Raw genomic sequence first — 26,749 nt, forward strand, 5'->3', positions numbered from 1 at the left:
CCTCCGGTGGGGTCAGGTGCGGTGGCGGCGGGTCCAGCGGCGGAGTTCGTCGGTGCCCCAGACCAGCGGCGGGAACGCCGCGATCAGGAGGACGACATCCGGTGGGAGGGCTGCGGTGCCGAAGAGGTGCTGGAGCGGGGGTGCGTAGACGAGGGCTGCGGTGAAGGCGAGTTCGAAGGCGATCCCGGCGAGCAGCAGCGGGTTGGTGAAGAGACCGATGTCGCGCAGGGCCGCGTGCTCGGTGCGGGCGGCGATCGCGGTGCCGACCTGGCAGGTGACGATGCCGGCGAAGGTGGCGGTGGTCGCGGTGAGGTAGGCGTGGTGGAGCGGGGTGCCCGGACCGGTGGGGTCGCCGGGGTGCCATCCCGCGCGCCACAGGACGTAGAAGAAGGCGCTCATGACCAGGGCGGCGGAGACGGAGCCCAGCCAGCCCCAGCTGCGGACGAGCATGTCCTTGTTGATCACCCCTTGGTTTGTGGGGCGGGGCGGGCGGCTCATGATGCCCGGCTCTGCCCGTTCGCGGCCGAGGGCGAGGGCGGGGAGGGTCTCGGTGCCGAGGTCGATGGCGAGGATCTGCAGGACGGTCAGCGGCAACGGGACGGTGCCGGCGGAGAGCGCGAAGACGACGAAGGGCACGACCTCGGGGGTGAGGTGGGCGAAGATGTAGACGATGAACTTGCGGACGTTGTCGTAGACCCGGCGCCCGGATTCGACCGCCGTGACGATGGTGGCGAAGTTGTCGTCGGTGAGGACCATGGTCGAGGCCTCACGGGCGACGTCGGTGCCCGAGCGGCCCATGGCGACGCCGATGTGGGCGCGGTGCAGGGCGGGCGCGTCGTTGACCCCGTCGCCGGTCATGGCGACGACCTGGCCGTGGGCCCTCAGCGCGTCGGCCACCTTCAGCTTCGTCTCCGGTGAGGAGCGGGCGAAGACGATCTCCGTGCCGGGGAGGCGCAGGAGGTGGTCGAGCTCGTGGTCGTCGACCTGCTCGGACTGGGCGACGACGTGGAGGGCCGGTACGCCGATGCCGACGGCGCGGGCGACGGCGGCGGCCGTGGCGCCGTTGTCCCCGGTGACGATGTGCACGGTGAGCCCGGCTCGGTGGCAGCGTGCGACGGCGGCCGCCACTTCGGGCCGGGGCGGGTCGTACAGGCCGACCAGGCCGAGCAGGCGCAGGCCGCGCTCGGCGTCCTGGCGGTGGGCCGGGACCTGTGTGCCGGGCGGGAGCTCGCGTACGGCGACGGCCAGAACCCGCATCCCGTCTTCGGCGAGTGCCCCGGCCGCCTCCTGGGCCTCCGCTGCCTGCCCTCCGTCGGCAAGCTGCTTCAGTACGGCCTCCGGGGCGCCCTTCACGATCACGCGGAACGCGTCCCGGCCCGTCTCCTGCACGACCGACATCCGTCGCAGTCTGGGGTCGAAGCGGAAGCAGGCCCGGCGGCCGGTGTCCCGTTCGGCGAGGTCCAGCGGTACGCCCTGTTCGGCGGCTCCTTCCACCAGGGCGATCTCGGTGGGGTCGCCGTGCAGTTCCCCGTCTCCTTCGCGGGTGACGGTGGTGCACTGGGCGGCGGCCTGGACCAGGGCAGTGGTCTGCGCTGCCGCCTCGCCGGCTCCTGGAGGGATCCAGGTGGAGTGCAGGCGCATTTCGTTGCGGGTGAGGGTGCCGGTCTTGTCGGTGCAGATGACGTTGGTGGAGCCGAGGGTTTCCACGGCGCTCAGCCGCTTGATCACCGCGCCCTGCCGGGCGAGGACGCGGACGCCGACGGCGAGGGCCAGGGTGATGGTGGGCAGCAGGCCTTCGGGCACGTTGGCGACGAGCAGGCCCATGGCGAACATCAGGGAGTCCCTGAGCGGCAGGCCGACGGCCACACCGGTCACGAGGAAGACCGCGCCCATGGCGACGGCGACCGCCGCGATCAGCCAGGCGACCTTCTTGACCTGCTTCTCCAGGGGGCTCGCCTCGCGGCGCGTGCGCTGGCTGAGGGCGGCGATCCGGCCGAGCTCGGTGTGGTCGCCGGTGGCGAACACGACGGCCCGCGCCTGGCCCTCCGTGGCGGTGGTGCCGCTGAAGACGAGGTTCGGTTCCTGGAGGAGGGGCGTGCCTTCGAGGCCGGGTCCGGCGAGGCGTTCGACGGGGGTGGACTCGCCGGTCAGCATGGACAGGTCGGCTTCGATGCCGCCTTCGGTGAGGCGGGCGTCGGCGGGGATGCGTGCGCCCTCTTCCAGGACGATGAGGTCGCCGGGGACGAGGTCCCGGGCCGGGACGTGCTGCGGTTGCCCGTCGCGGAGTACCTCCGCCCGGGCGGGCAGGTACTGGGCCAGGGTTTCGACGGCCCGCTCCGCCTGGCGCTCCTGCACGAGGGCGAACCCCGCGTTGACGAGCACGACGGCGATGATCGCCCAGCCCAGGACGGTGATGGCCGCGGCGAACGCGAGGCCGGCGGCGGCCCACAGGAGCAGGGCCAGCGGGTGCACGAGCTGGCGCAGCAGTTCACGGCCGAGGCTCCTCCGCGCGGTGCGCCGGACCTCGTTGGGCCCGTAGACGGCGAGGCGGCGCGCAGCCTCCCGGCTGGACAGCCCCAGCGGGCCGGTGTGCAGTTCCCGGCGGAGGAGGGGAAGGGGTTCCAGGGGGTCGGGGGTGGACCCGGGCACGAGGTCGGGGCCGGTCGCGGTCTCCGTCATCGCCCGCCCCCTGGCCGGGCCGGAGCCGACCGGACCACGACGGCTCGGAGCCCGCCCACTCGGCCTCCCACGCCTGCGCGCTGTCTGCGTCGACGATCCGCCGGCGTACGAAGACCAGGGGAACCGGCCGCGAGGACGGCCCCGCACAGCGCGGCCGTGCCGTACGCGACGGCAGGCGCGGCTACGCAGCCGGTCTCGGCTGAGGTGGTGGCCGTCAACGAATGCCGGTGACAGGCGGCTTCCCCGGCGGCGCGGCTGCGGTTGTCCCACACGGTCCGGCCGATCACGACACCACAGAGCGCGGCCCGCAGGCAGGCCGGTGCGAACGCGGCGTGCAGGCGGCCGCGGGGGCGGTCGCCATCCCGCTTGCGCGGGTTGGCGGCCGTTCTTCTCGTCCGGTGGTGCATGGGTTGCCTCCGCGGTCCTCGTGCGGGCCGGCTGCCCGGTCAGGCGGCGGCGAGCTCGGCGCTGATGTGGTGGGCCCAGGTCCGGATGCGTTCGGGGTTGCGGTAGTCACCCCCCTTGCCTTCGTGCAGCAGGGCCTTGGCGAGGAACCCGGGGGTGCGGGCGGTGATGCTGCCGCCGAACGTCATGTGCTCGCGGGCTCCCACCAGTTGCATCTGCTTGGCGACGGCGGGGACGGGCGGGATGTCGCGTTCCTCGGCGGAGCGGTCCAGGGGGCCGCTGCTGAACATCCACACCGGGCGGTGCCGCAGGAGGTCGGCGTTGCGCTCGGCGCAGCGCTTGGCCTTGCCGCTCCAGTGGCCGGCGTAGAGGGCGCCGCCGATGACGACCGCGTCGTAGCCGCGGACGTCGTCCACGTCGTCGGCCGGCAGCACGACCGCGTCGAGGCCGTCCTCGCGGAGGGTCTTGCCGATCTGGTCGGCGATGCCGGCGGTGGCGCCGTGCTTGGTGCCGTAGGCGATCAGGACTCGCTTGGTGCTCATGGCGGTTGCTCCTCGTTCTGCGCTCTCCGACGTGTGGACGGGGTTGGTGTCACTGTGGCGTGCCGGTCCGCTCGGCCGCTTGGGCCGGGCGGCTCCCGAGAGGGGCCGTTCGGCCCTCCGGCCGGCCGTAGCACCGCTCCTCCCCTGCGGCGACGTGCGCCTTGACAGCCGGGAAGCTGTCGGGGGCGACGGAGATCGAGTCGATCCCGATGCCGACGAGGAAGGCGGCGAAGGCCGGGTCGTCGCTGGGGCGCTGCCCGCACAGGCCCACGGGGCGGCCGACGGCCTGCGCCCGTGGGACGAGGATCCGGATGAGGCTGGTGACGGCCGGGTCGTTCTCGTCGAAGACGTGGGCGAGTGCTTCGGAGTCCCGGTCGACGCCCAGGGTGAGCTGGGTGAGGTCGTTGCTGCCGATGGAGAAGCCGTCGAACCGCTCGCCGAAGTCCTGGGCGAGCAGGACGTTGGCGGGGATCTCTGCCATCACGTAGACCTTGAGCCCGTTCTCGCCCCGCCGCAGCCCCTCGGCGGCCATCACCTCGAGGACCTTGTCGGCCTCCCGCAGGGTGCGGCAGAAGGGGATCATGACGATGACGTTCGTCAGGCCCATCTCGTCGCGCACCCGGCGCAGGGCCCGGCATTCGAGGGCGAAGCCCTCGCGGTAGCCCTCGCTGTAGTAGCGGCTGGCGCCCCGCCACCCGATCATCGGGTTCGCTTCCACCGGCTCGAAGGGCCGGCCGCCGAGCAGCTTGGCGTACTCGTTGGTCTTGAAGTCGCTGGTGCGGACGATGACCGGGTCCGGCCAGCGGGAGGCGGCGATGCGGGCGATGCCGTGCGCGAGGCGGTCGGTGAAGTAGGCGGTGCGGTCCGGGTATCCCTCGGTGAGCCGGTCGACGGCACAGCGGTCGGCCGCGTCCAGGCGCTCGGGGTGGAGCAGGGCCATGGGGTGGACCTTGACCTGGTGGGCGACGATGAACTCCAGGCGGGCCAGTCCCACGCCGTCGGCCGGAAGCCGCCACCAGCGGAAGGCCGCGGACGGGTCGGCGAGGTTGAGCATCACCCGGGTACGGGTGACGGGCAGCGCTGCGAGGTCCGTCTCGGTCTCCTCGTACGGCACCAGGCCCGCGTACACCCGGCCACGGCTGCCCTCGGTGCACGAGACGGTGACGGATCCGCCGTCGCGCAGCACCTCGGTGGCGTTCCCGGTGCCGACGACGGCCGGGACGCCGAGTTCCCGGCTGACGATGGCCGCGTGGGAGGTGCGGCCGCCGTGGTCGGTGACGATCCCGGCGGCGCGCTTCATGATCGGTTCCCAGTCGGGGTCCGTGATCGAGGTGACGAGCACGGCGCCGCGGGGGAACCGGTCCAGGTCTACGGGGGTGTCCAGGCGGCAGACCGGGCCGGCGCCGATGGCCTCGCCGACCGCGATGCCCTCGGCGAGCGGCTCACCCGGCAGGCCGGTGAGGCGGCAGCGGCGCAGGGTGGTGGCTCGGCGGCGGGACTGGACGGTCTCGGGGCGGGCCTGGACGATCGCCAGCTCGCCGGTGATGCCGTCCTTGGCCCATTCCAGGTCCATCGGGCATCCGTAGTGCTCCTCGACGGCGACGGCCCAGGCAGCGAGCTGCCGGGCCTCGGCGTCGGTCAGGACGCGGAGCCCGCGCTCCTCGGCGGTGGTGTCGACGGTGTCGGTGAGCCCGCCTTCCGCGTAGACGGCCTTGCGGTGCTTGGCCCCGATGCGCACGTCGATGACGGGATTCAGGGCCGGGTCCTTCAGCGAGGGCTTGAAGACCGTGTACTCGTCGGGGTCGGTCTGCCCGCTGACGACCGTCTCCCCCAGCCCCCAGGCAGCGCTGATCACGACGACCTCGGGGAATCCGGTCTCCGGGTCGAGGGTGAAGATCACACCGGCACCGGCCAGGTCGGAACGGACCATGGCCTGGACACCGACGGACAGGGCGACGCCCATGCGGCCGAAGCCCATGCGCTCGCGGTAGTCGATGGCCCGGTCGGTGTAGAGGGAAGCGAAACAGCGGTGTACGGCATCCAGCAGCTGCGCGGTGCCGCGGACGTTCAGGTACGTCTCCTGCTGCCCGGCGAAACTGGCCTCCGGCAGGTCCTCGGCCGTGGCAGAGCTGCGCACGGCGACCTCCGGGTCGGTCCTCCCCAGCTCCCGCGCGAGGGCCTCGTACGCGGCGGCGATCTCGACCCGCAGTGCCTCCGACAGCGGCTCGGCCATGATCAGCGAACGGATGGCGGCGCCGATGTCCTCGAGCGCGACGCCGTCGCGGTACCGGTCGAGCTGCTCCTCGATGCGGGTGCGCAGCCCGTGCTGGTCGAGCAGTTCCCCGTAGGCGTCCGCGGTCGTGGCGAAGCCGGGCGGCACCGTCACTCCGGCCGAAGCCAGCTGGACGGTCAGCTCGCCCAGCGAGGCGTTCTTCCCTCCGACGCGGCCGACGTCGCCGCGGCCGATCCGGGTGAAGGGTATGACGCGTCGCGTGTGTCCCATGACGTTCTCCGAGGCCTGTGTGCCGGCAGTGGTTCAGTACGGCAGGGGGCGGCCGGACGGCGTGCGCAGGTCCAGCGGGGCGGGCTTGTGGGGCTGCTTCGGCCGGGTCTGGATCCGTATGCGCTGCATCGTGGTCACCTTCTTCGACAAGCGGCGCCGGTTCGGCGTCCGGGTTCCACGATCACGCGCAGCGGTGTGCACCCCGCAGTGCCGAGGGGGCCAGTCGCGCGGGGCCGACCGGTCCGCTCGCGCGCGGGGCCGATCGGCCCACACGAGGTGTGCCGAGTGGCCGTGCGGACCGGCTGGAAGCCGTGTCTGCGCGCGCAGGTCAGGCGCCGACGCGGAGGAGCGCCGGTCGGTTCCGCCCGGCGCTCCCGAGAACAGGCGGAGCGTGGACCCGGCCGACGCGTACGTCATGCCGGACGATCGTCACCCGGCACGGGGCGTGGACCACCGGAAGCCTCCGCGCCGGTGAGCCAGTCGCCGGGCGGGGCGCCGTCGGGCAGGCAGCGTCGACTTCCGCTCCCCCGCCCGAGGTGGGGATTCCCCCGGAATCCGCGGCCCGGCCGTCGACAGGGGCGTGGAACAGGCCGATGAGGTTGCCGACGCCAGGAGGGCGGGGGCGTGGCGTGAGGCCGAGACCGCGGTCCGGCTTGGGCCGGTCGGCCCTCACGGGGGGACCGGTAGGGCCCATCCGGTCCGGCCCGGCCGATGCGACGGTGAAGTCCGGTATCCGTCCCGAGAAGCCGGAAAGGAGGGGCCTGCCATGTCCCAGCCGACCCCGTCCCCCACGTCCGCCACCGCCGCGTCGCGGCCGGCGCTGCTGAGCTTCCTGGGGGGTGTGCGCACGGTGACCGGGAGCAAGTTCCTGGTCGAGAGCGACCACGCCCGGATCCTCGTGGACTGCGGGCTCTTCCAGGGTGTCGCGGACCTGCGCCGCCGCAATTGGGCCAAGCTGCCCTGCGACGCCAGCGACATCCACGCCGTGGTCGTCACCCACGCCCACCTGGACCACTGCGGCTACCTCCCGCGCCTGGTCCGGCACGGCTTCCGCGGCCCCATCCTGACCAGCGCCCACACCGCCCGCCTCGCCGAAATCGTGCTCCGCGACAGCGCGAAGCTGCAGATGGAGGCCGCCGAGCACGCCAACCGGCACGGCTGGTCCAAGCACCGCCCCGCCAAGCCGCTCTACGACGATGACGACGTCGACCACACGGTGAAGTTCTTCGACCCGGTCCCCGCCGGCAGCGAGATCGAGATCACGGCCGGGACCAAGCTCACGCTCCACCACGGCGGGCACATCCTCGGCTCCGCCTGGGCCCACCTGACCCTGGAGGACGGCCACACCCTCGCCACCAGCGGCGACCTCGGCCGCCCCGGCCACCCCCTCCTCCTGCCACCGGAGCCCTTCTCCGGCGCCGACGTCCTGCTCATGGAGTCCACCTACGGCAACCGCCACCACGACCACGAGAGCGCACAACGCGAGTTCGCCTCCGTGATCACGCGCACGCTCTCCCGCGGCGGGACCGTGGTCATCCCGGCCTTCGCCATCGACCGCACCGAGGTCGTCCTGCACGAGCTCGCCGGCCTCCGCGCCGACGGCACCCTGCCCCGCCACGTGCCCGTCTACGTCGACAGCCCCATGGCCCTGGCCGCCCTCGACGTCTACCGCAGCGCCGTACGCGCCCACTCCCCCGAGCTCCGTCCCGAAATCCTCGCCGCCGGCGAGGCAGCGATCAGCCCGGACCCCTTCCTGGCGGCCCGTACCGTCCAGGAGTCGATCGACATCAACAGCACCACCGGCCCGGCGGTCATCGTCTCCTCAGCCGGCATGGCCACCGGCGGCCGCGTCCTGCACCACCTCCACCGCATCCTGCCCGACCCCCGCAACGCCGTCGTCATCGTCGGCTTCGCCGCCGCCGGCACCCGCTCCCGCGACCTCGTCGACGGCGCACGGGTGCTGAAGATGTTCGGCGAGTACGTCCCCGTGCGCGCCGAGATCGCCGACGTCCCGCACTTCTCCGCCCACGCCGATGCCGGCCAGGTCATCGACTGGCTGCGCGCCGCGCCGCCCCCGCACACCACCTACCTCGTGCACGGCGAGGAGAGCGCCTCCGAGGCCCTGCGCGACCGGATCACGGACGAGCTGGGCTGGACGGCCGTCGTACCCAAGCCCGGGGAGGCCGTCCTGGTCCGCTGAGACGGGCCGGACGGTCCCCGCGGTCTGCACCGCGCGGCCCTCCCGGCCCCCGCCGCACCCCGCGCACCGTGAGGGGGAAGGGTTGGAGGCACACCATGAGCACCATGCACAGCATCCTCGAAGAGATGGCACCGGAAGCCCGCGAGGCCCTCCTCGCCCACTCCCGCCAGGTCGCGTTCCCGGCCGGCACCCGCATCTTCAAGGAACGCCAGCGCGCCGAGAAGTTCTGGATCATCAAGTGCGGCACCGTCGACCTGGACACCCACGTGCCCGGCCACAAGGACGCCGTCATCGACACCCTCGGCTATGGCGAGCTGCTCGGCTGGTCCTGGATGGTCCCTCCTTACAGCTGGCGCCTCGGCGCCACTGCCGCCCGCGACGTGATCGCCCTGGAGTTCGACGCCGCGGCCGTACGGGAGCTGTGCAACGAGGACTCGGCCGTCGGCCGGTCGGTGTCCACCGCCGTGGCCGCGGTCATCGCCGACCGGCTCGACTCCGCCCGCACCCGGCTCCTCGACCTGTTCGCACCCCACGGCAGCGGAACCCCGCTGGCCTACGCACGCTGAGGACTCCCGCCATGGCCTCCACCCCGTACACCGTCGCCGACGTGATGACCACCAAGGTCATCGCCGTCACCGCCGAGACCGGCTTCAAGGACATCGCCGCCGCGATGGAACGCTGGAAGGTGACCGCCCTCCCCGTCATCGAGGGCGAGGGCCGCGTCGTCGGCGTGGTCTCCGAAGCCGACCTCCTGCCCAAGGAGGAGTTCCACGAGCACCGCCCCGGCCTGATCGAGCAGATGCGCCGCCTCGGCGACACCGCGAAGGCCGGCTCCACCCGCGCCGAGGACCTCATGACCGCCCCGGCGGTCACGATCCGCCCCGACGCCACCCTCCCCCAGGCCGCCCGCCTCATGGCCGACCGGCACATCAAGCGCCTCCCGGTCGTGGACGCCGACGGCACCCTCCAGGGCATCGTCAGCCGCGCCGACCTCCTGAAGGTCTTCCTCCGCACCGACGAGGAACTGACCGCCGAGATCCGGCAGACCGTCGTCGAACGCCTCTTCCCGCTCTCCCACGAAGCGGTCGGTGTCACCGTCTCCCACGGGATCGCCACCCTGACCGGCCAGGTGAAGGACCGCACTCTGATCCCTCTCGCCGAACGCCTCACCCACTCCGTCGAAGGAATCGTCGACGTGCGCTGTCGCCTGGAAGCCGGCTCCGACGGGTGACGGGCAAAACCGCCGGCGGGCGAAGCGCTGCCAGACCGGGCTGTCCACGCAGTGGTTGTCGAACCGCTCGGAGGAGTCCTTGATCTCCTGCGGGCCGGCCTCGCCGCGCATCACCCGGCCTGAGGCTCTGACGCCCGGCAGGCAGGGCCGGGGGCCGTCCCGGCGTCCCGGCCGTCCCGTCCGGTCCCGGACCGCTGCGCGGGACCGCGGGGCCGGTGCGGGACGCGGCGTGAAAGCCCCGTGGGGCCTCACAGAAGGCGTGAGGCCCCACGGGGGTCGGTTGCGGTGTGCCGGTGGCGGGCGGGGTCAATTGCCCATCTGGCCGAGCGTCCGCTCGAGGGCGTTGGCGTAGAGGCGGGCGCCCTCGATCTTCGGGTGGAAGGACTGGGCCGAGTAGCCGGTCTTGATCAGGTCGTTGGCGACCCACGGGGTGTCGCTCTCGACGATGTCGGTGACGAGCGCGTGGATGGTCTCGGGACTGCCGCACAGCGCCTTTCCGGCGAAGTCGGACTTGGGGTTGGAGAACCAGGCCTTGACGCCCAGCGCCTTGGCATCGGCCACGGCCCCGTCCATCTCGGTGAGCAGCAGGTCGCCGATCTGGTTGAGCCACTTGCCCTGCATGCCGAGGGCGACGCACTTGCCCTCGTCCTCCAGCATGGGCGGGTAGCCCATGAGGACGATGCGGGCGTTCGGGGCGTGCCGCTGGATCGACTGGAGCGTCTTCACGATCTGGGGCCGGACCACGTTCTTGATGCGGTGGGGGAGGTAGGTGCCCAGCGGGCCCGACCTCTTGCCCGTGGGGTCTCCGGTGGCCGTCAGTTCTTCGACGTCCCATTCCTCGCAGGGCTTGCCGGCGGCGGTGGCCAAGTAGCACGCGGTGAACACGTCGGTGAACTGGGTGTCGTTGCCGCCGATGGAGATGGTCACCAGCGTGGTGTGCTGGTCGAGGTAGCCCTTGTCGACCTGGGCCAGCTCGTGGTACTGCCAGTTTCCGTAGCCGTCGGTCTTGCCGAGGACGTGGAAGGTGCGGGCGCCGGAGCAGGCGATCAGCTGGTAGTCCATCGACGCGTCGTACGTGTCGGCGAGCTGGCCGATCGAGGAGGTCGCGCCGGGGGCGGTCTTCGCCTGCCGGGACCACGCCTTGGTGGAACGGTGGCACGCGTCACGGGTCGAGCCGTCCTGCGGGTCCCGGTAGTTGGACTCCTTGTAGTAGTCGCCGCCCCCGCTGACGGACGCGCCCTCGCCGGAGGAGAAGGAGTCGCCCATCGCCACGACGGAGTTCGCGGGCTTGCCGGGCAGCGGCTGGAAGGCGACCGCGTCCCAGGCGACGTCCTCGGTGCCGTTGCCGTCGTCGGCGAGGTTGTTCAGCGACACCTTCGGGGTGCCGGTGAAGTGGAATGCGCCGAGGCTGACCCAGCGGTTCTGGCGGGTGCGCTGCTGGGCGTAGCGGATCGGGCTGGTGGAGTCGGTGCCCTGCACGTGGTACTTGGCCTGCCGGGTCTGGGCACCGTGGTCCGGCATGTGCACCAGCACGCGGGCCCAGCCGCTGCCGGGGATGTTCTGGCCGAGCGTCCAGGTGCCGGTGGTGAGCAGCCGGGTGGCGAGGTTGTCGTCCTTGCCGTCCGAGTGACGGGTGTGGGAGAACCAGAAGTGGTTGCCGTATCCGGCGCCTATCTGGTGGGTGTCGATCTTGCCGGGGTAGGTGGCGTTCCACATGGGGTACTCGAAGGAGAACGATCCCGCCGACTTGGCCTCCAAGCAGTTGCGGGAGGGCGACCCGGCCGGCCGGACGCCGCTCGGCACGTCGTCGACGACCAAGGCGTTCGCGGGGAGCTCGGTCTTGCACGGGGGCGGGTAGGAGGAGTCCTCGTCCGGCTGCTCCGGATAGGTGGCGTCGAAGCGGTGGACGGCCTGGCCGCAGCGGCCGAGGTCGCACCTCTCGAACTGGACCGGGCTGTGGAACCAGCAGTGCAGGTCGGCCCGGTTGCAGGCACCGAGCCCCGGCTGGTTCTTGTCGTCGGGTCCGATCAGGTCGGGGTTGCACTCGTTCGACGCGTTGCAGAAGGTCTTCTCCGGCGGCTTGAGACCACCGGTCCGGAAGGTCGCGTCGTTCCACCAGGCCTGCCGGTACGCGACGCCCATGGTGCCGGGCTTGAACATCGCGGACATCGGGCGCGCCGCCCAGCCGACCACCTTCTCCTGGTACGGCCAGTCCTGCGGGTGCGCGGCGTGCGAGTAGTCGTCCTTGCCGAGGGCGGACTCCAGGAAGGGGGTGCGGTTGGCCTTCCACAGGGGGTTGGCCGGGTTGTTGGTCCAGCCGACGCCCCAGGTGCCGGCGTTGAGGCCGGTGTCGGACTGCGGGTAGAAGCCCGCGTTGTAGGCCCAGAGGGCGAAGCCCCAGCTCTCGATGTACTTCGGCGAGCCTCCGTTGATGGTCAGTCCCGCGTCGCGGGTCTGGTTCCACTTCTCGGCGAGCTTGTCGGCGCCCGCGGCGATGTTCGCCGTGTAGTCGAGGGCGGCCGCCTCCTGCTGGAGGGGCGTCAGGGTGACGAGCTGGCCCTTGCCGGGCAGGCGCATGCCGTCGGTGATCTGGGTGATGCCGTAACCGCAGTCGGACTTGGACCAGTTGATGGCCCAGGGGTCACCCTGCTCGCCGCTGGGCGCGTACTCGATGCCGTAGTAGTTGCCGATCAGCGGGTTGCCGGTGGCCCCGGGCACCACGTAGCGGCTGGCCTGCCACAGGTTGGACTCCTGGGCGGTGATGCCCAGCAGGATCTGCGCCGGGATGTGCCACTCGTCGGCCTTGTCGACGGACCCGTTGGGGTCGCCGCTCAGGGTGCGCAGCGGGAAGAGCGACTGCGGGCTGTACGCGCCCATGCCGGTGCCCTTCCAGTTGGCGGGGCGGGCGATGTGCTTGTTCAGGCCGCCGATCACCGCCTGGTCCACCGCCCATTCCACCTGGCGGGGGGTGGGCTGGAAGGCCTGCTTGCGGACGTCCCCGCGGGGCACGGCGCAGTAGCGGACGGAGTCGACCGGGTCGTTGGGACCGCCCTCTGCCTGCACCGCCGCGGACTTCCCGGACTTCCCGGACTTCGGGGACTTCGGGGACGGTCCGGGCCTGGCGGAGGCGGCGCCGCCCGGGGCGATGCGCAGGGCGGGCGAGAGCAGGCCGCCGGTCTGCTCCTGCTTCGGGTCGACCGGGGTCTCGCCGGGTGTGGCCTGGAGGGCGGCGGTCTTTCCGGTGCCGATCAGGCGGAGCGTGTTGACCACGGTGCGTTCGGTGGTGGCCTGGTCGGGCCGGACCGGGCTGCCGCCCGGGCCGTGGGACCACCTTGTGCTGACGGCCGCCTGGCCGCGGGAGCTGAGCACGGCCTCCTTGCCCAGTCCGCCGGGGTTGTGGACGTGCGGGGGGAGGGCGCCCTTCGAGTCGGCCTTGCCGGTGACGAAGACCTCGCCGGAGGCGGCGCGGGCCACGTCCAGGCCCTGGAGGGGGCCGGAGGCGATCAGGCGGGCGGTGCGCTTTCCGGTGCCGGCCGAGCGGACGGCCGCGGCATCGAGGTGCCGGACCTCGCCGACGGCGCGGCGGGTTTTGGTGCCGCCCCGCGCGAGGGCGGTCGGGCCGGCCGGGGTGTCGACGAAGGTGATGCCGCCGGCCGCATCCCGGGTGAGGCGGAAGGGGACCCCGGCGGTGCGGGCGATCGCGCGTCGGGTCCCGTCCTTGCCGATGTTCACGACGCGGGCGCCGTCGGCCGCGACGATCGCGCCGCCGCCGTACGGGATGGCGGAGGTGACCTGGCCGGTGAGCCTCAGCTTGGACGCGGCGCGGCCCTTGGCCGCATCGACGGTGATCAGGCGGGTGGCGTTCTTGTCGGCGGCGTCGTCGGTGAACTGCGACAGCACCGCCTGTTCGCCGTCTCCGCAGCCCGGGGAGAAGTACGACAGGGAGGACAGCACGGGCAGCTTGGTGACCTTGCCGGTCGCCAGGTCGACCACTGCGGTGAACGCACCGCGCGTCATCAGGTCGGGCTTGTTGGTGAACGTACGGGGTGCGTACGCGACCACCGCCCGCCGTCCCGAGGCGGTGACGCACGCGTTGCCGATCCAGCTGTCGGTGTCGAAGCCCGGCTCGGTCAGGGTCGCGGCGGTCTTCCAGCGGTAGCCCGCCTTCGCGTCGGCGACGAGGACGTGGAAGCCGGCGGCGTCCCCGGAGGTCGTCCAGGCCCGGTCGGAAGCACCGCCGAGGACCTTGGTCCGCTCGGCGGGGGCGATGGCGGCGGGATACTGCTCGGCCCGCGGCGCGGGCGCCGTTGCCGCGCCGGGCGCGGACGGGCCGGGGGCGGGCGGTGCTGCCAGGGCGGGCAGCGTCAGGGGCACGGTCATGACGGCTGCCGTGGTGAGCACCACGGCAGCGACCGGGGACCGGTGTCTGTTGCGTCTCAAGGCTCTGGTCATCTCTTCTTCGGCAGTCCGGTCCGGGGCGGGACGGCGCGCGGGCGCGGGGCGGTCCGGACGGGTGGCGGGGACGGCGGTGGGCGTACGGCGTACGGCGTACGGCCGGTGTGGAACGTGCGGAACGTGCGGAACGTGCGAACGCATGGAGCGTGCGGAACCCGTGGCGAACGCTGTCCGCGCCGGGGTGGCGGACGGGGCGGCGAGGCCGATCGGATCCGTCCGGTGTCAGCAACGTACGTGGTGCGAGGGCGTGTTCGGGGGTGTCCGCCGTCCCGAAGCCGTCCCCGGGGGACGCGGCGCCGAGGTGGGAAGGCGTCCCGGGAAGCGGCCCGTGTCGGGGACGGCAGGGGCCGCGCCGGAGCTCCGGAGCCGGGCTCCGGAGTCGGTACGCGCTGTCCGCGTACGGCGTTCCAGGGCGGGCGGCGCGGGGCGTCGGTCGGGGTGACGGGGTTGCCGGGACGGACGGAGGACGGCTGGGGACGGGGGGAGACGGGGGGCACGAAGGGCCTCGCGGGAGTTCCGGCGCCGGGGATTTCAGGGACGGCCGGGACAGCGGCGAAGGCCGGGACTGGACGGACCTAGCGGACGGAGCGGACGAGGAATGACGAGGGCGGCGAACACGGAGGAGGAGGGACGAGGGAGGACGAGGCGACCTGGACGGACGGGCAGGGGATGCCGCGGGGGCGCAACGGGCAGCCCTGTGCGGCGGGAGAGGAGGTCCCCTGCGCAGCCGCGCCGTGCCTCGCGGGGCGCGCCGTGCCCGCGGAGCACACCGTGGCCGCGGAGCACGGAGCGGCTCACGGCGCGGAGCGCCTTCTCCGCGAGTCTTGGGTCCGGGGGTCCGGGGGTCCGGAGGTCCGGGGGTCCGGAGGTCCAAGAGGCCCCGGAGGTCCGGAGGTCCAAGAGGCCCCGGAGGTCCGGAGGTCCGGAGGTCCGGAGGTCCAAGAGGCCCCGGAGGTCCGGAGGTCCGGAGGTCCAGAGGTCCAAGAGGCCCCGGAGGTCCGGAGGTCCAGAGGCCCCGGGGGTCCAGAGGCCCCGGGGGTCCAGAGGCCCCGGGGGTCCAGAGGCCCCGGGGGTCCAGAGGCCCCGGGGGTCCAAGGGTCCGGGCGCCCTCGGTGTTCGTGACGCGGGGCCCGGCCACCGGCGGCCGTCGGGGCGGACTCGGCGAGGGCGTCCCGGCAGTCCGCCCCGACGGCGCGCACGTACTCCTGCCGGGCCCGGCAGCTGACGCCGACCGGTAGGGAACACGGACCCGCTGCCCGTGCCGGCGCCCGGATCCGGCTCCAGGACCGAGTCCGTGGCCGGCTCCAAGTCCAGGTCCAGGTCCAGGCCCCTGTCCGGGTCCCGGTCGGACTCCAGGTCCGAGGCCGAGCGGCAGAACGGCCAGCGGGACGCGCCCGGACATCCGACGGCCGGAGACCGGGTCCAGTTCCAGTTTCAGGTCCCTGTCCCTGTCCAGGTCCAGGTCCAGGTCGGAGCGCAAGCGGCAGAACGGCCAGCAGGCCGTGCCGGGCGCCCCGGCGGCCCCGGAGACGGCGGGGGCAGGCCGGGACAGGATCCGGGCCACCTCCTGGGACGGCGTGGGACGTGACCCCCGCAGGGCGGAGAAGGCCTGGCCGGCAGGGGATCCGGCCCTCCCACGGCCTGTTGAGACGGCCGGGAAGGCAGGTCCGAGGGGGCGTTCGGGGCCGGAAGGACGGTGCTAGCTTTCGGCTCGCCGCCCTCAGCGGCACGATCCGGCCGCTCGATCCGGCCACACTCCACAGGGGGGAATCCCAGTCATGAAGCGCACCCTCGCCACCCTCGGCGCCGTCGCCGCGATCACGCTGAGCGCGCTCGCCACCGGCGCGACGACGGCGTCCGCCGCGGCCCCGGTCTGCTCCAGCTTCCGCGGATACACCGACGCGGCCGGCTACGTCACCGACGTCCCGCTGGACGAGAACGGAAGCAACTTCTGCTCGCTGCGTTCGGGCAACTCCGGCTCCGGCGTCCGCGCACTCCAGAGGACCCTGAACGGCTGCTACTACGACGGCGTCACCTACCTGGAGGAGGACGGCCAGTTCGGCCCCGCCACCGCCCGGGCGCTCAAGCGGGCGCAGTCGATCGCCGGTGTCGCCGCCGACGGCGTGTACGGGCCGAACACCCGTGACGCCCTCCGCTGGTACTGGAGCCAGAACTGGCAGCCGCGCTGCCTCCGCCTGACCTCCGCCCCGCAGCCGCTGCGCTGACCGTGCCGTCACCGGGTGCAGCGGCACGCACGCCGCTGCACCCTCCCCCCGAAGGCCCCGCTCCCGGGGCCGTCAGGAAAGGAAGTCATGGCGGATCCAAAGATTCTCGCCGCCCAGCAGTGGGTCAACAGCACCTACGGGGCTGTTCCCGGCTATGCGAGGTGCCCGGAGAACGGGCTGACCGGCTGGTCGACGATGTACGCGCTGACCATGGGGCTCCAGTTCGAGCTGGGCATCTCCCCGGTCAGCGCGTCCTTCGGCCCCACCACACTGGCCAGGCTCGCGGCGCGCGGCGATGTCTCCGCCACCGAGCCGAACGTCAACATCCGGAAGATCGTCGGGCACGCCCTGTTCTGCAAGGGCTACTGGGGCGGCGACGGCAGCGGCGAGTACAGCTCCGCCGTCGGCTCTTCGGTGATGAAGCTCAAGGAGCACGCCGGCATCGACGCCTCGAACGGCTGGGTCCAGCCCAAGGTCTTCAAGGCGCTGCTGTGCATGGACGCGTACGTCACGGTGTCCGGGGGCACCGACCGGGTCCGCACCGTGCAGCGCTGGCTCAACAACCGCTACTACGGCCGGTCCTCCTTCTTCATCGGCCCTGCGGACGGGGTCTACTCCCGTGACGTGCAGAAGTCGCTGATGAAGGCCATCCAGTACGAGCTGGGCATCCCCGACGACCAGGCGACCGGATCGTTCGGTCCGGGCACTCAGGCGGGCCTGAAGGCCCACACCGTGAGGGAGGGCGACTCAGGCGTCTGGGTGGAGCTCTTCTCGGCGGCGTGCGCGCTCAACTCGCCCGTCGTGAAGGAGAACGCCAACCTCGAGGTCGGGTTCCGCAGCAGATTCGACGCGGAGCTCAAGGACTGGGTCGAGGAGTTCCAGCACTTCTCGGAGCTGGAGCAGCGGCAGGGCCTCGGGGACTACGCCACGTGGGCGCAGCTGCTGGTCTCGACCGGCGACCCGAACCGCGCGACGGCGGCGTGCGACACCCGCTTCGCGCTCACCCGGGCCCGTGCCGACGCGCTCTTCCGGTCGAACTACCGCATCGTCGGCCGCTATCTGTACGACCCGCCGGGCAGCACCCTCGACAAGGAGATCAAGCCGGGTGAGCTGCAGGACATCTTCGCCGCGGGGCTGAGCGTCTTCCCGATCTACCAGGACAATGCGCGGCGGCTGCAGGACTTCACGTACGAGCAGGGGTTCGCGCACGGGGTCAATGCCCACTCGTGTGCGCAGGGCTACGGCTTCAACCGCGGCACGGTCATCTACTTCGCGGTGGACTACGACGCGACGGGCGAGGAGATCGCCTCGGGCATCGTGCCGTACTTCCGGGGCGTGCAGGCGGGCCTCGCGTACAAGGGGAAGAAGTACGTGCACGGCGTGTACGGCTCGCGCAACGTGTGCACGCAGGTCAGCAAGCTCACCGACGCCCGCTATTCGTTCGTCTCCGGCATGTCGTGGGGCTTCTCCGGAAACCTGGGCTTCCCCCTCCCGCCGAACTGGGCCTTCAACCAGATCAAGGAGTTCCGCTTCTCGGCAGGCCCGGACGCCTTCGACCTGGACAACGACGCCCACCGGTCCGGGAGCGACGAGGGGCAGAAGTCCGTCCACCAGGACGTCGAGCCGGCCGCCGACTTCGTCCGCCATCTGGAGTGGCTGTTCCCCCTCGCGCTCCAGTGGGAGAAGGGCGATCCGACCCGGCTCACCCTGGAGTACGCCCGCAGCGACGACTACCGGGGGTTCAAGTGGTGGTCCCTGATCGGGAACGTGCCCCCCGAATTCGTCGCGTTCGTGGCGGGCAAGGGAACCCCGAAGGTCCTTCCAGAATTCAAGGACCCGGTCAGCGGATACATGCTGGGCGTGCAGCACCTGATGGCGGCTGCCAACGGCCACTACGTCCGGCCGCAGCCGGGCGACCTGCGCAGGTCCAACGTGGGCGATGTGGTGGGCTGGGGCGGCGACCTGATCACCCTGTACGCGGAGTGGCAGCGGGACGTCAAGGCGTACCCGTCGGGGTACGCCTACTGCCAGGAGAAGTTCGGGCGGATCGGGGTCTCCTCCACGTTCGGCTTCAACGACCTGGTGTGCGACGTGGACGGGTACCTGATCGCCCGCCGGGTGGAGGACGGCACCCGCGGCCTGCTGGGCGTGGCCCGCGAGCACTACGGCCTGGGCGAACGTGAGATGGGGGCGCTGACCCGCTTCCGCGATTTCTACGAGATGCGCTTCGGCGCGAGCCTGGACACCGCCGCGGCGGCGGCCAGGCACGTGCTCACGACGACCGTCGACCCGGTGGTCTCGCTCGGCCGTGCGCAGTTGATCACGGAGAAGGCCGGGGAGTCCGCCGTGCAGCCCTTCAACCTGCCCGAGGCGCGGCTCGACGAGTTCTGCAGGGGCTTTGCCGAGGTGCTGGCGGAACGGGCCGCCCAGGAAGCGAACGGTACGCCCGGCCGGTAGGCGCCGGGCCCCATCGAAACGACGAGGAACTGACTCATGCGCAATGTCATGGCGTCGGCCGCAGCCGCGCGCCCGGACCGCCGCCGATTCCTGCTCGCCGGGCTCGGCGTCGCGGGTGGCGCGGCACTGGCGGCGGGTTCGCCGTCCGGCACCGCGTTCGCCGCGGCGGCAGGGCCCGGTCCGGAGTCCGGACCGGGACACGGCACAAGGACGTGGACGGGGAAGTACGGGGACAACGGCTGGCCCGTGCTCGCCTCGGCCCCGGTGCACCGGGTCGAGGGCACGGGCGGGGTGCACTTCTCGGCGGCCGCCGGGGACGTGGCGACCGTGCTCGCCCACGTGGTGCGCCGCTTCCACTACGAGATCGACGGGCTGCGCGACGGCGAAGTGGCCGGCCATGCGTCGCATCGCGAGGTGGCCGCCCCGTACGAGAGCAACCACCTGTCGGGCACGGCGGTGGCGATCCGCCCGCTGCGCTACCCGCTCGGCGCGCGGGGCGGGCTCTTCCCCCACGAGATGGTCGTGGTGCGCGACATCCTGGCCGATCTGGAGGGTGTGGTGCACTGGGGCGGGGACGCGACGCCCGCCAAGGAATCCCACTTCGGGATCGCCGTCCGCCCGGGTGATGCCCGGCTGCGGCGGGTCGCGGCGAAGATCCGGGGCTGGGACGCCACCCCGGGCGCGGGTGCGGGTGCCATCGATGCGCTCGCCCCGGCCCGGCTCAAGGCGGCGCGGGCCCTGGCGGCCGGGCGGGGCTGACGGGCGGGGCGGGCTCAGCAGATGTAGCGGCCGGCGTTGCTCCAGCGGTTGAGCAGGTTCCAGGTGATCGGGCCGACGATGCCGTCCGCCTCGATGTTCATGCAGTCCGGGCCCTGGAACTGGATCACGGCGTTGTAGGTCTTCTGGCCGAAGATCCCGTCCACGTCGAGGTTGGCCCAGCGGATGCTGCGGTTGAGCTCGCACTGGAGGGCACGGACTGCGGGGCCGCTGTCGCCGTACCGCAGCATCGGCTCTGCGGTGGTGAAGTTCGAACAGACCCCGCCGGGCTGGGCGGCGGCGGCCGTCGGCGCGGTGGCGAAGCCGAGGCCGACGAGCAGGGCGGTGGTACCGAGGGCTGCGGCGAGCTTGTGCATGGAGGTGCTGCTCCTGAGGGTCGTGGGATGGATGGCCGTACGGTCCGGGTCAGCGGTGGACGTCGATGACCAGGCGGTTGGGGCTACGGGCATCGGGAAGGGAGGGGGCGGTGGACGGGCCGGCTTCCGGGCGGGCAAAGCGGTCCGGTCCACCGCCTGGGTGTGCAGGGGGTGACGGGCTACCAGGTGCGGCTGAACTTGATGGAGCGGTTGTTGTTCCTGGTGTTCGACAGGAGGGACCGGCCGGAGCGGGCGCCGACCATGTCCGAGGCGCCCTTGTAGCCGGCGCTGTAGTACACGGTCGCGACGTAGCCGTCGAACCAGTTGTAGGCGGAGGCCGCGTTGTTCGCGGCGACCTGGCCGCCGCCGGCGCCGTTCGGGCAGAAGTACAGCGCCCGGTCCGGGGACCCCCAGACGTCGATCGACTTCATGTCGTAGATGTTGTGGCCGATGTTGACCCAGGCGCCCTTGTAGTCGGGGCTGTAGTAGAAGCGGAAGCGGAAGCTGTCGGAGTGTTCCGCGCACTTCTCCATCGAGAGGGTGGTGTCGTCGCCGTTGGAGTTCAGGTCGATGGTGGGGTCGGGCTCCGCGTGGGCGATGCCGGCGCCGGAGAGGGCGGTCGCGGCCAGCAGGGCCGCCACGGTGGCGGCACGCAGGCGGCGGCGCGAGGTGCCGCGCGGGGTGCTGAAGGCAGGCGAGGTCTGCATCGGGGCTCCTGGTGTCGTATGAAAGCCGAAAAAGGGTGGGGAACAAGAGAAAAGGGGAGCGGGCGGGCCTTCGCCGCTCAGGGGCGGGCGAGCACGTCCCGTGCCGTGCGTACGACGGTGTCGAGCGCGCGGCGGTCCGCCGCCAGTGCCTTGGCGTGGCGGGCGATCGATTCCTGCTGGATGCGGGTCTCCGTCGCGTGCCAGGTCTCGGCGACCTGGTGCGTGACACGGCAGTCGATGTCGGCGAGGGCCGTCTCGATCTCCGTACGGGACACGCCCTTGGGATGCGGACGGAACCTGGGATCGTCGTTGGCCGCCATGGGCGCCGGGTAGGAGTAGCCCTTGGTCTTCATGCAGGCGGACCAGCGGGCGAAGACCGCTTTGACCTGCGGGTGTTCCATGGACTGCGGGTAGGAGGCGTTGGTGAGCTGCTGTACGAGGGGGGAGACCCCCTGGGTCTCGCTGCCGAGGGTGCGGCGGGCCTCCCCGATGCAGCCGCCTGCGGGGACCCGGCGGCCCGCCACGAAACCGCGTTTCGCCGCGTCGCCGGCTCGCGCCAGCAGTTCGGGGGGTGCATCGGTGCCTCTGAGGGCGACCTGGGCCTCGGGGGACAGGCTCGGACGACGCACCTCCGCGCGGAGGGCGGCGTCGTAGCGTGCCTGCTGTCCGGGGTCCACCTGGTAGCCGTACTTGGCGGACATGGCGGCGTCGTGGATGCCGTAGCGCCAGTCGAGCATGTTCCTCGGGCCGATCGGCGGAAGGTCCGGTGGCGGCTTCCAGTCGATGCCGAAGCCGGTGAGGCACTGGCTGACCAGTTTCGTCTCGGCGCCGGCGATGGTGCGGCTCTGCTCGGCGGTGGGACGGTACGCCTGCACGGGCAGGGTCCACGTCGAGGGATCCGCCGCCCGGGCCGTTCCGGCCGCGCCGGCCCCGGCACCGGACTGCGGCGCCGGGAGATCCGCCTGCTGCCCGTTGGAGCAACCGGCCATGGCGACCGCAGCCACGACCACGGCCATGGCCGCTCCCACCGCCCTCACCGGAGGTCAGGCCCAAGGCTGCCTGCGCAGGCTTGAGCGCCGTCGCGGTCGCCGGGCCGAAGGCGCCCTCCACCTGGATGCACTGGCCGTAGCACTGGATCAGGCTCTCCTGCAGGGAGCGCACCTGCTCGCCGGAGGCGCCCTGGCCCCTCACGCAGTAGTTGCTGTGGTTGGCGTCCGTCGGGATGCGGACGAAGTAGTCGGCCGAGTCGAAGGAGACGCCGCGGCTGCTGCGGCTCGGTGCCGCGGCGGCGGCCGTGGTCGTACCGGTGGTCAGCGCCCAGGGTGACGGCGGCGACTGCGCCGAGGGGCGCGAAGGTGCGCTTCGACTGCATGGTGGTTTCCCCCCCAGGAATCGTGTGGAGACGCCCGGTTCCGTGGAGAGCCACGGGCTGACCGGTGCCGCCTCGGAGTGCGGCGAGCCGAAAACTAGCAACACGGCTGCCGTCCTGCGCGGCTCGCCCGAACGGGCGTCCCGGAGCCTCCCACCGCCTCCCACCGCCTCCCGCGGGCCGCCCACGGGCCGCCGGGAACGGCCCCTGGCGGCCCGCGGGAATGTCCTGGCGGCCCGGCGGGAACGACGGCGCGCGCCAGGTGTTCGGGCGGCCGGCGGCCGGTGTCCTCGCCGGCGCCCCCGCACCCCGCTTGCGCGGGCGTCCCACTGCTGTCCCGCGGCCGTCCCGGCACTGTCCGGCGGTGTCCCGCGGGTGTCCCGGACCCCGTCCCGTCCCCCGGGAGGAGCGCCGTTCAGCCGGTCAGGGCTTGATGGCGCCCAGCGGGGAGCACTCCTGCTCCTTCTGGGCGGGGATCGCCCCGCAGACGGTGACGGTGGCCCAGGGCGCCTCCGGGGTGACGGCGAGCATCCGGGTGTAGGTGTCGTGTTCCATCCGGATCTTCGCCTCGTCGGTCTGGCTGTGGATGTCCTTGATCATGACGGTGTCGCCGATGTTGCCGTTCTCGATCCGTCCCCACACCGCCTGGCAGGCCTCGCTGTAACGCAGCTGGATGCTCATGCCGCGCAGGAACGTCTGCCGTACGGTCACCGCATCCCACTGGCAGTCGTGAGCCGCCGGCTCTCGGCGCAGGCACGTGTCGCTGCGGCAGCCGACCTTGACCGGCTTGGTCGGCTGGGCGCTCGCGTGGGCTTCGCCGGTCTTGGATCCGGCTGCGGGCGTGCCGGCGTCGGCGGGCTCGATGGCGAACATGGTCAGCAGGCTGCCCAGCAGGGCGCCGGCCATGATGGCGGCTGCGGTCCGGAGGGGCCCGGCCCACGCGAACCGGGTGGTCTTGCCGGCCGCCGCGGGAAGTGGCTCGGCAGAGTGCGGACCGCCTGCCTCCGGTGCGGAACCGGTCGGTACGGAACCCCCGGCCGGTTCGGAACCCCCGGCCGGTTCGGAACCGGCCGGTACGGAGCGGGCGGGCCCGGCGGTGGCCTGCGTGGCGGCCGAGGAGGACGGGGCTGCCGCGCCGGCGGCCGGCGGCTCCTCTGCCCTCGCCCCGGTGGCGGCCGCCCCACTCGGCGGCACCCGGTCACGATCCCGGTCACGATCCCGATCCCGGTCCCGGATCGATGCCGCTTCGAGAAGCGCGAGGAGCTCGGCCGGGTCCTCCCCCGCCGCTGCCGCGAACTGCTCGACCGCGATGCGCGTGGGTATCTGCTTCCCGTTGAGGAAACGTTCCCACGAAGAACGGCTGTAATGAGTCTTGTCAGCCAGCCGGTTATAGCTCAGCTGCGAGGCGTCCTTGATGCGGCGCATCTCGGCGAAAAGGTCATTGGCGACCCCCTCGGCGCCCCCGCCCGCTGCCTGTCCCCCAGTCATTTGGATGAGACCCCCATCTCATGCGTACGCCCGCGACCTGCGGGCACGGCACCCCAAGTATGAACCACACCGTGACGCCGTCATGCCGATGGCCCAGGAGCTGGGCTCCTGGGCCATCGGCGTGGAACGGTCGGGGCTCAAGCCGGTCGCGGCCATCCCGACGGCGCGACGGACCCGCGTGAGGAGTCGACCTCCATGCCCGAGAAGATATGTGCGAACAGATCCCGCCAAACCGGATGCGATGCGGGCATCCCCGGGCGTTCAGACCAGCAGAGCACTCCAGGTGCGCGCGTCCACGATCCCGTCCTGCGGCAGTGCGCGGGCGCCCTGGAATTCGGTCACCCGGTCCCGGGTGCCGGGCCCGAAGCGGCCGTCCGCCACCGTCGTGAACCCGTAGGCGGAGAGCCGGCTCTGTATCGCCTTGACCGCCTCGCCCGCGGCGCCTTCGGCGACCGGTGCGCACAGCTGGTTCCACGTCTGGAGGCCGGCCACACCGTCCACCCCCGCTCCGGTCAGCTTCTGGAACGCGCGCACCGCCTCGTCCGTGGCCGGGCCGAACGCTCCGTCCGGCGTGAGGGTCGCACCGCGCTGCACGAGGAGGCACTGCAGGACCCGCACCCGCTCGCTCACCTCGCCCTTGCGCAGCAGCGGCCACTTCGGGGCGGCCGGGTCTCCCCCGATCAGGGCCGCGACGTCGGCGCGCAGCTGGGGCAGCAGGGCGTAGAGCCGGTCGCCGGGGCACTGGGTGTTGTTGAAGTCCCGGTGTCCGTAGATCTGGTAGGGCTGGATCCCGTACTGCCGGCAGATGTGGGCACACAGCCCGAGCAGGGCGGCGTACTGCTCGGCGGGCGGGGTCTCGGTGGTGTAGGTGCCCTCGTTCTCGATGCCGATGGCCACCGCGTTCTGGCCGGTGCAGTGTGCGGCCTCGACGAGGCGGTTGCCGTCGCGCAGGGCGGCCAGGCTCTCGTGCCGGCCTTCGGTGACGAACGCACCGCGGCTGACGGTGAAGTGCTGGCCGGTGTCGATCCAGCCCGCCGTGTCCATCTGGTACGTCTGCATGGCGCGGGCCAGCGCGACGGCGCGGTTCTGCCCGTACTCGGCGAGGTTCGCGGTGGCGGTGTGGTGGACGATGATCCGCTGCGGGCGGGCGGCCACGACCTTGACCGGCGACTTGGGCGGCCGCGCGCCCCACTGCTCGCAATCCAGGACCGACGGCTCGCCCGGCGCCCCGGCCGGCGGCTCGACCGGCGCACCGCTCGCGGCCGCGGCACTGCCCGCGGGCAGGACGGCGGTGGGCAGCGCGGCCGCGAGGGAGAGCGCACCGCCGAGTACGACGCGACGGCGGAGGGCGGCGGGGCGAACCGCAGGCGTGGTCATGTCAGTCAGTCCGTTTCGTTGGCTTGTCGGGTCTGGTCGGGACGGGCCTGGTCCGGTCCGGTCTGGTCGAGGGCGGCGTGGAGGGCCCCGGGTGCCGGCACCGAGAGCGCAGGGTGCGGCCGGGCAGCGGCTGCTGCCGACGGGCGGCGGGGCCGACGCTCACAACCGTAGGGTCCGCGGGGTCTGTTCGGCTGTCCCGATGTGTCTCGGAAGATCCCGGACACCCGCCGTCCCACGAGAGGGACGTCCCTGGGACACCGGCTCCGCCCCCGGTGGCTCGGGGCGGAGGGCACCGCGGTGACGGCTCGCCGCCTGGGAAGGAGCCGCTTCGACAGGACCTGCGGGACCGCTGGCGGGCCGGGGTCAGCCGAGCTTCTTGACCTGGGCGTTGATCAGCGTGGTGCTCGGCTCCACGGTCTTGCCGAGGGCGCTCATGGTGGAGAAGGAGGCCACCGTGCTGCCCTTGCGGACCACGGTCATGACGATCGGAATGGTCGTGCCCTTGTCCTCCGCGTCCACCGTGAGTTTCAGGCTCAGGGCCTCGTCGCCGCCGGTGACGGCCGGGCCTTCCTTGACTGCGGTGACCTTGGTCTTCTCGCCGCCCGCGGTGGTGGTGAAGCCGTCGGCGCAGACCTCGCCGGCCTTCTTGAACGAGGCGGTGAGCTCCCCGGCGCCCGTCCCGTCGTACGAGTGCAGGCCGAGCATGGTCACGGGCGCCCCCAGGGCGTTCTCGACCGCCTTCATCTGCTCTTCCACGCTCGCGCCCGGCTTCGGCTTCCCGGGCTTGGCGGACACCACGGCCCGCGCGATTCCGGTCGGGTTGCCGATCCTCTGGGCGCCCTGGACCTGGCTCAGCACCTTGCATGCGGGCCGGTCGGTGTCGATCGCCACCGCGGCCGACTCCGCGCCCTGGGTGCCGGCCGGTTCAAGCCGGTGCTCCCGCAACTCCGCCTGAGTGACGAGCAGGGCCTTCAGCTCGGCGTCCGTCCTGCCCTTGGCCGGGGCGGCCGGGGCGGCCGATGTGGCCGGGGCGACGACCTCGGCCTCCTTGTCCGCGCCGGCCTTCTTCTCCTCACCCCCCGATCCGCATGCCGTGGCCAGCAGCGCCAACGACACAGCGGAAACGGCCACGGCACCACGACGAACGAAAGCAGCACGAGAACGCACGGAAACCCCCCGGTGGACCAGCAGACGGATGCCGCAACCGCGCCGGCGGCACCGCGGAGGCGGCGAACATCGCGGGCACGACGGGCAATACACGCAGATCCTAAGCCTGCCCCGCGCGACCTCTCCCGGCCGTCCAAGGGGCGGCCGGTCAGATCTCCCTGATGCGTTGTCTCCACCATGCTGCCGGTCGCCCCCCGTTCGGTGATGCGGCCTTGGGATCGGGAAGGGTGCGGCGCAGGAACTCCTCGTCGAGGCGTGCGACGACGTGGTGCAGGTCTCTGCGGGCGGGGGGCGGCAGCCGGCGGAGTGCTTCTGCGAGCGTGTCCCGGGCTTCCGCGGGGTCGCAGCAGCATGGTTCGAAGGACAGGTAGAGGTAGCGGCCGGGGCGCCGCAGGAACCTTTCGTACCGGTGCAGAGCCTCGGCAACCGCACCGGGCCACAGGTGCCGGGCTTCGATCCGGTGGATGGCTGCCTGCGTCCGGGCGGGAAGGCCCGGTGCCTGGCGCGTAGGTGGTGCGGGGCGATGCGTGCGGCGGGCCGGCGGTCGCTGAGCGCGGACGGCGCCGGGCGGCTTACGCGCCATGGGCCTTTCGGGTGAGCGTCATGGCGGTCAACCTATCAAAGCCCGGCCAGGGCCCACGGGCGGAGCCCGATGGACCGGCCGCCACGGCGCACTTTGCGTTGCCCCGCCGCGAGTCGTTGCCCGGGCGGGGAGTGCCGTGCGGGATCGTGCCGGTAGGAGACCCGGCTCCGGCTCGGGCAGGCGGGACGTACTGGTGAGGGTGACCCGGCGGGAGCAGTTCCGTGGGGC

General features: G+C 72.5%; 16 protein-coding genes and 1 pseudogene. 6 read left to right on the forward strand and 11 right to left on the reverse strand.

Annotation, left to right across the window (positions count from 1 at the left end):
- Positions 1 to 12: 12 nt before the first annotated feature.
- From ACZ407_RS15325 to ppsA, 3 genes are all read right to left on the reverse strand, one after another.
- Positions 13 to 2,679, reverse strand: a complete 2,667-nt coding sequence (locus ACZ407_RS15325; protein ID WP_468128552.1) for a cation-translocating P-type ATPase — start codon at positions 2,677 to 2,679, stop codon at positions 13 to 15.
- A gap of 446 nt (positions 2,680 to 3,125) precedes the next feature.
- Positions 3,126 to 3,626 carry a flavodoxin domain-containing protein gene (locus tag ACZ407_RS15330; RefSeq protein WP_468128553.1) on the reverse strand — a complete coding sequence of 167 codons (501 nt, stop codon included), beginning with the start codon at positions 3,624 to 3,626 and terminating at the stop codon, positions 3,126 to 3,128.
- Positions 3,627 to 3,675: 49 nt separating this feature from the next.
- Positions 3,676 to 6,129, reverse strand: a complete 2,454-nt coding sequence (ppsA, locus tag ACZ407_RS15335; protein ID WP_468128554.1) for a phosphoenolpyruvate synthase — start codon at positions 6,127 to 6,129, stop codon at positions 3,676 to 3,678.
- A 766-nt stretch (positions 6,130 to 6,895) separates the two neighbouring features.
- Between ppsA and ACZ407_RS15340 the strand changes: the two genes are divergently transcribed.
- From ACZ407_RS15340 to ACZ407_RS15350, 3 genes are all read left to right on the forward strand, one after another.
- On the forward strand, positions 6,896 to 8,329 hold the full coding sequence (locus ACZ407_RS15340; RefSeq protein WP_468128555.1) for an MBL fold metallo-hydrolase RNA specificity domain-containing protein: 1,434 nt from the start codon (positions 6,896 to 6,898) through the stop codon (positions 8,327 to 8,329).
- A gap of 95 nt (positions 8,330 to 8,424) precedes the next feature.
- Positions 8,425 to 8,895 carry a Crp/Fnr family transcriptional regulator gene (locus tag ACZ407_RS15345; protein WP_468128556.1) on the forward strand — a complete coding sequence of 157 codons (471 nt, stop codon included), beginning with the start codon at positions 8,425 to 8,427 and terminating at the stop codon, positions 8,893 to 8,895.
- Between the two features lie 11 nt (positions 8,896 to 8,906).
- Positions 8,907 to 9,560, forward strand: a complete 654-nt coding sequence (locus tag ACZ407_RS15350) for a CBS domain-containing protein (protein ID WP_468128557.1) — start codon at positions 8,907 to 8,909, stop codon at positions 9,558 to 9,560.
- A gap of 27 nt (positions 9,561 to 9,587) precedes the next feature.
- Here ACZ407_RS15350 and ACZ407_RS15355 read toward each other — a convergent pair.
- Both ACZ407_RS15355 and ACZ407_RS15360 read right to left on the reverse strand, forming a co-directional pair.
- Positions 9,588 to 9,692, reverse strand: a pseudogene (locus ACZ407_RS15355) (cupin domain-containing protein); the annotation flags it as partial.
- A 174-nt stretch (positions 9,693 to 9,866) separates the two neighbouring features.
- Positions 9,867 to 14,000, reverse strand: coding sequence for an SGNH/GDSL hydrolase family protein (locus tag ACZ407_RS15360; protein ID WP_468128558.1), 4,134 nt, complete (start codon positions 13,998 to 14,000; stop codon positions 9,867 to 9,869).
- Positions 14,001 to 15,793: 1,793 nt separating this feature from the next.
- On the opposite strand from ACZ407_RS15360, the gene ACZ407_RS15365 reads away from it, so the two are divergent.
- The 3 genes from ACZ407_RS15365 (at position 15,794) to ACZ407_RS15375 (ending at position 19,456) form a co-directional block, all read left to right on the forward strand.
- Positions 15,794 to 16,240, forward strand: coding sequence for a peptidoglycan-binding domain-containing protein (locus tag ACZ407_RS15365; protein WP_468128559.1), 447 nt, complete (start codon positions 15,794 to 15,796; stop codon positions 16,238 to 16,240).
- Positions 16,241 to 16,327: 87 nt separating this feature from the next.
- The gene (locus ACZ407_RS15370; RefSeq protein ID WP_468128560.1) at positions 16,328 to 18,697 is read left to right on the forward strand and encodes a glycoside hydrolase domain-containing protein; all 2,370 of its coding nucleotides are present in this window, start codon (positions 16,328 to 16,330) and stop codon (positions 18,695 to 18,697) included.
- 36 nt (positions 18,698 to 18,733) lie between these two features.
- Positions 18,734 to 19,456 (forward strand): hypothetical protein, encoded by a 723-nt coding sequence (locus ACZ407_RS15375; protein ID WP_468128561.1) that lies wholly within the window; start codon positions 18,734 to 18,736, stop codon positions 19,454 to 19,456.
- 14 nt (positions 19,457 to 19,470) lie between these two features.
- On the opposite strand, the gene ACZ407_RS15380 is transcribed toward ACZ407_RS15375, so the two are convergent.
- The 6 genes from ACZ407_RS15380 to ACZ407_RS15405 all read right to left on the reverse strand — a co-directional run bounded on the left by ACZ407_RS15380 (position 19,471) and on the right by ACZ407_RS15405 (position 25,902).
- Entirely contained in the window at positions 19,471 to 19,830 is a 360-nt protein-coding gene (locus tag ACZ407_RS15380; protein WP_468128562.1) for a peptidoglycan-binding domain-containing protein, read from the reverse strand.
- A gap of 179 nt (positions 19,831 to 20,009) precedes the next feature.
- Positions 20,010 to 20,537: a hypothetical protein gene (locus tag ACZ407_RS15385; protein ID WP_468128563.1), complete on the reverse strand. Its 528-nt coding sequence runs from the start codon at positions 20,535 to 20,537 to the stop codon at positions 20,010 to 20,012.
- 77 nt (positions 20,538 to 20,614) lie between these two features.
- Positions 20,615 to 21,553: a hypothetical protein gene (locus ACZ407_RS15390; RefSeq protein WP_468128564.1), complete on the reverse strand. Its 939-nt coding sequence runs from the start codon at positions 21,551 to 21,553 to the stop codon at positions 20,615 to 20,617.
- Positions 21,554 to 22,329: 776 nt separating this feature from the next.
- Complete coding sequence (locus ACZ407_RS15395) at positions 22,330 to 23,394, reverse strand: helix-turn-helix domain-containing protein (RefSeq protein ID WP_468128565.1); 1,065 nt, start codon at positions 23,392 to 23,394, stop codon at positions 22,330 to 22,332.
- Positions 23,395 to 23,655: 261 nt separating this feature from the next.
- Complete coding sequence (locus ACZ407_RS15400; protein WP_468128566.1) at positions 23,656 to 24,771, reverse strand: peptidoglycan recognition protein family protein; 1,116 nt, start codon at positions 24,769 to 24,771, stop codon at positions 23,656 to 23,658.
- Between the two features lie 363 nt (positions 24,772 to 25,134).
- Positions 25,135 to 25,902: a hypothetical protein gene (locus tag ACZ407_RS15405; protein WP_468128567.1), complete on the reverse strand. Its 768-nt coding sequence runs from the start codon at positions 25,900 to 25,902 to the stop codon at positions 25,135 to 25,137.
- Positions 25,903 to 26,749: the final 847 nt, after the last annotated feature.

Source organism: Streptomyces sp. NPDC030809 (genome assembly GCF_055572195.1).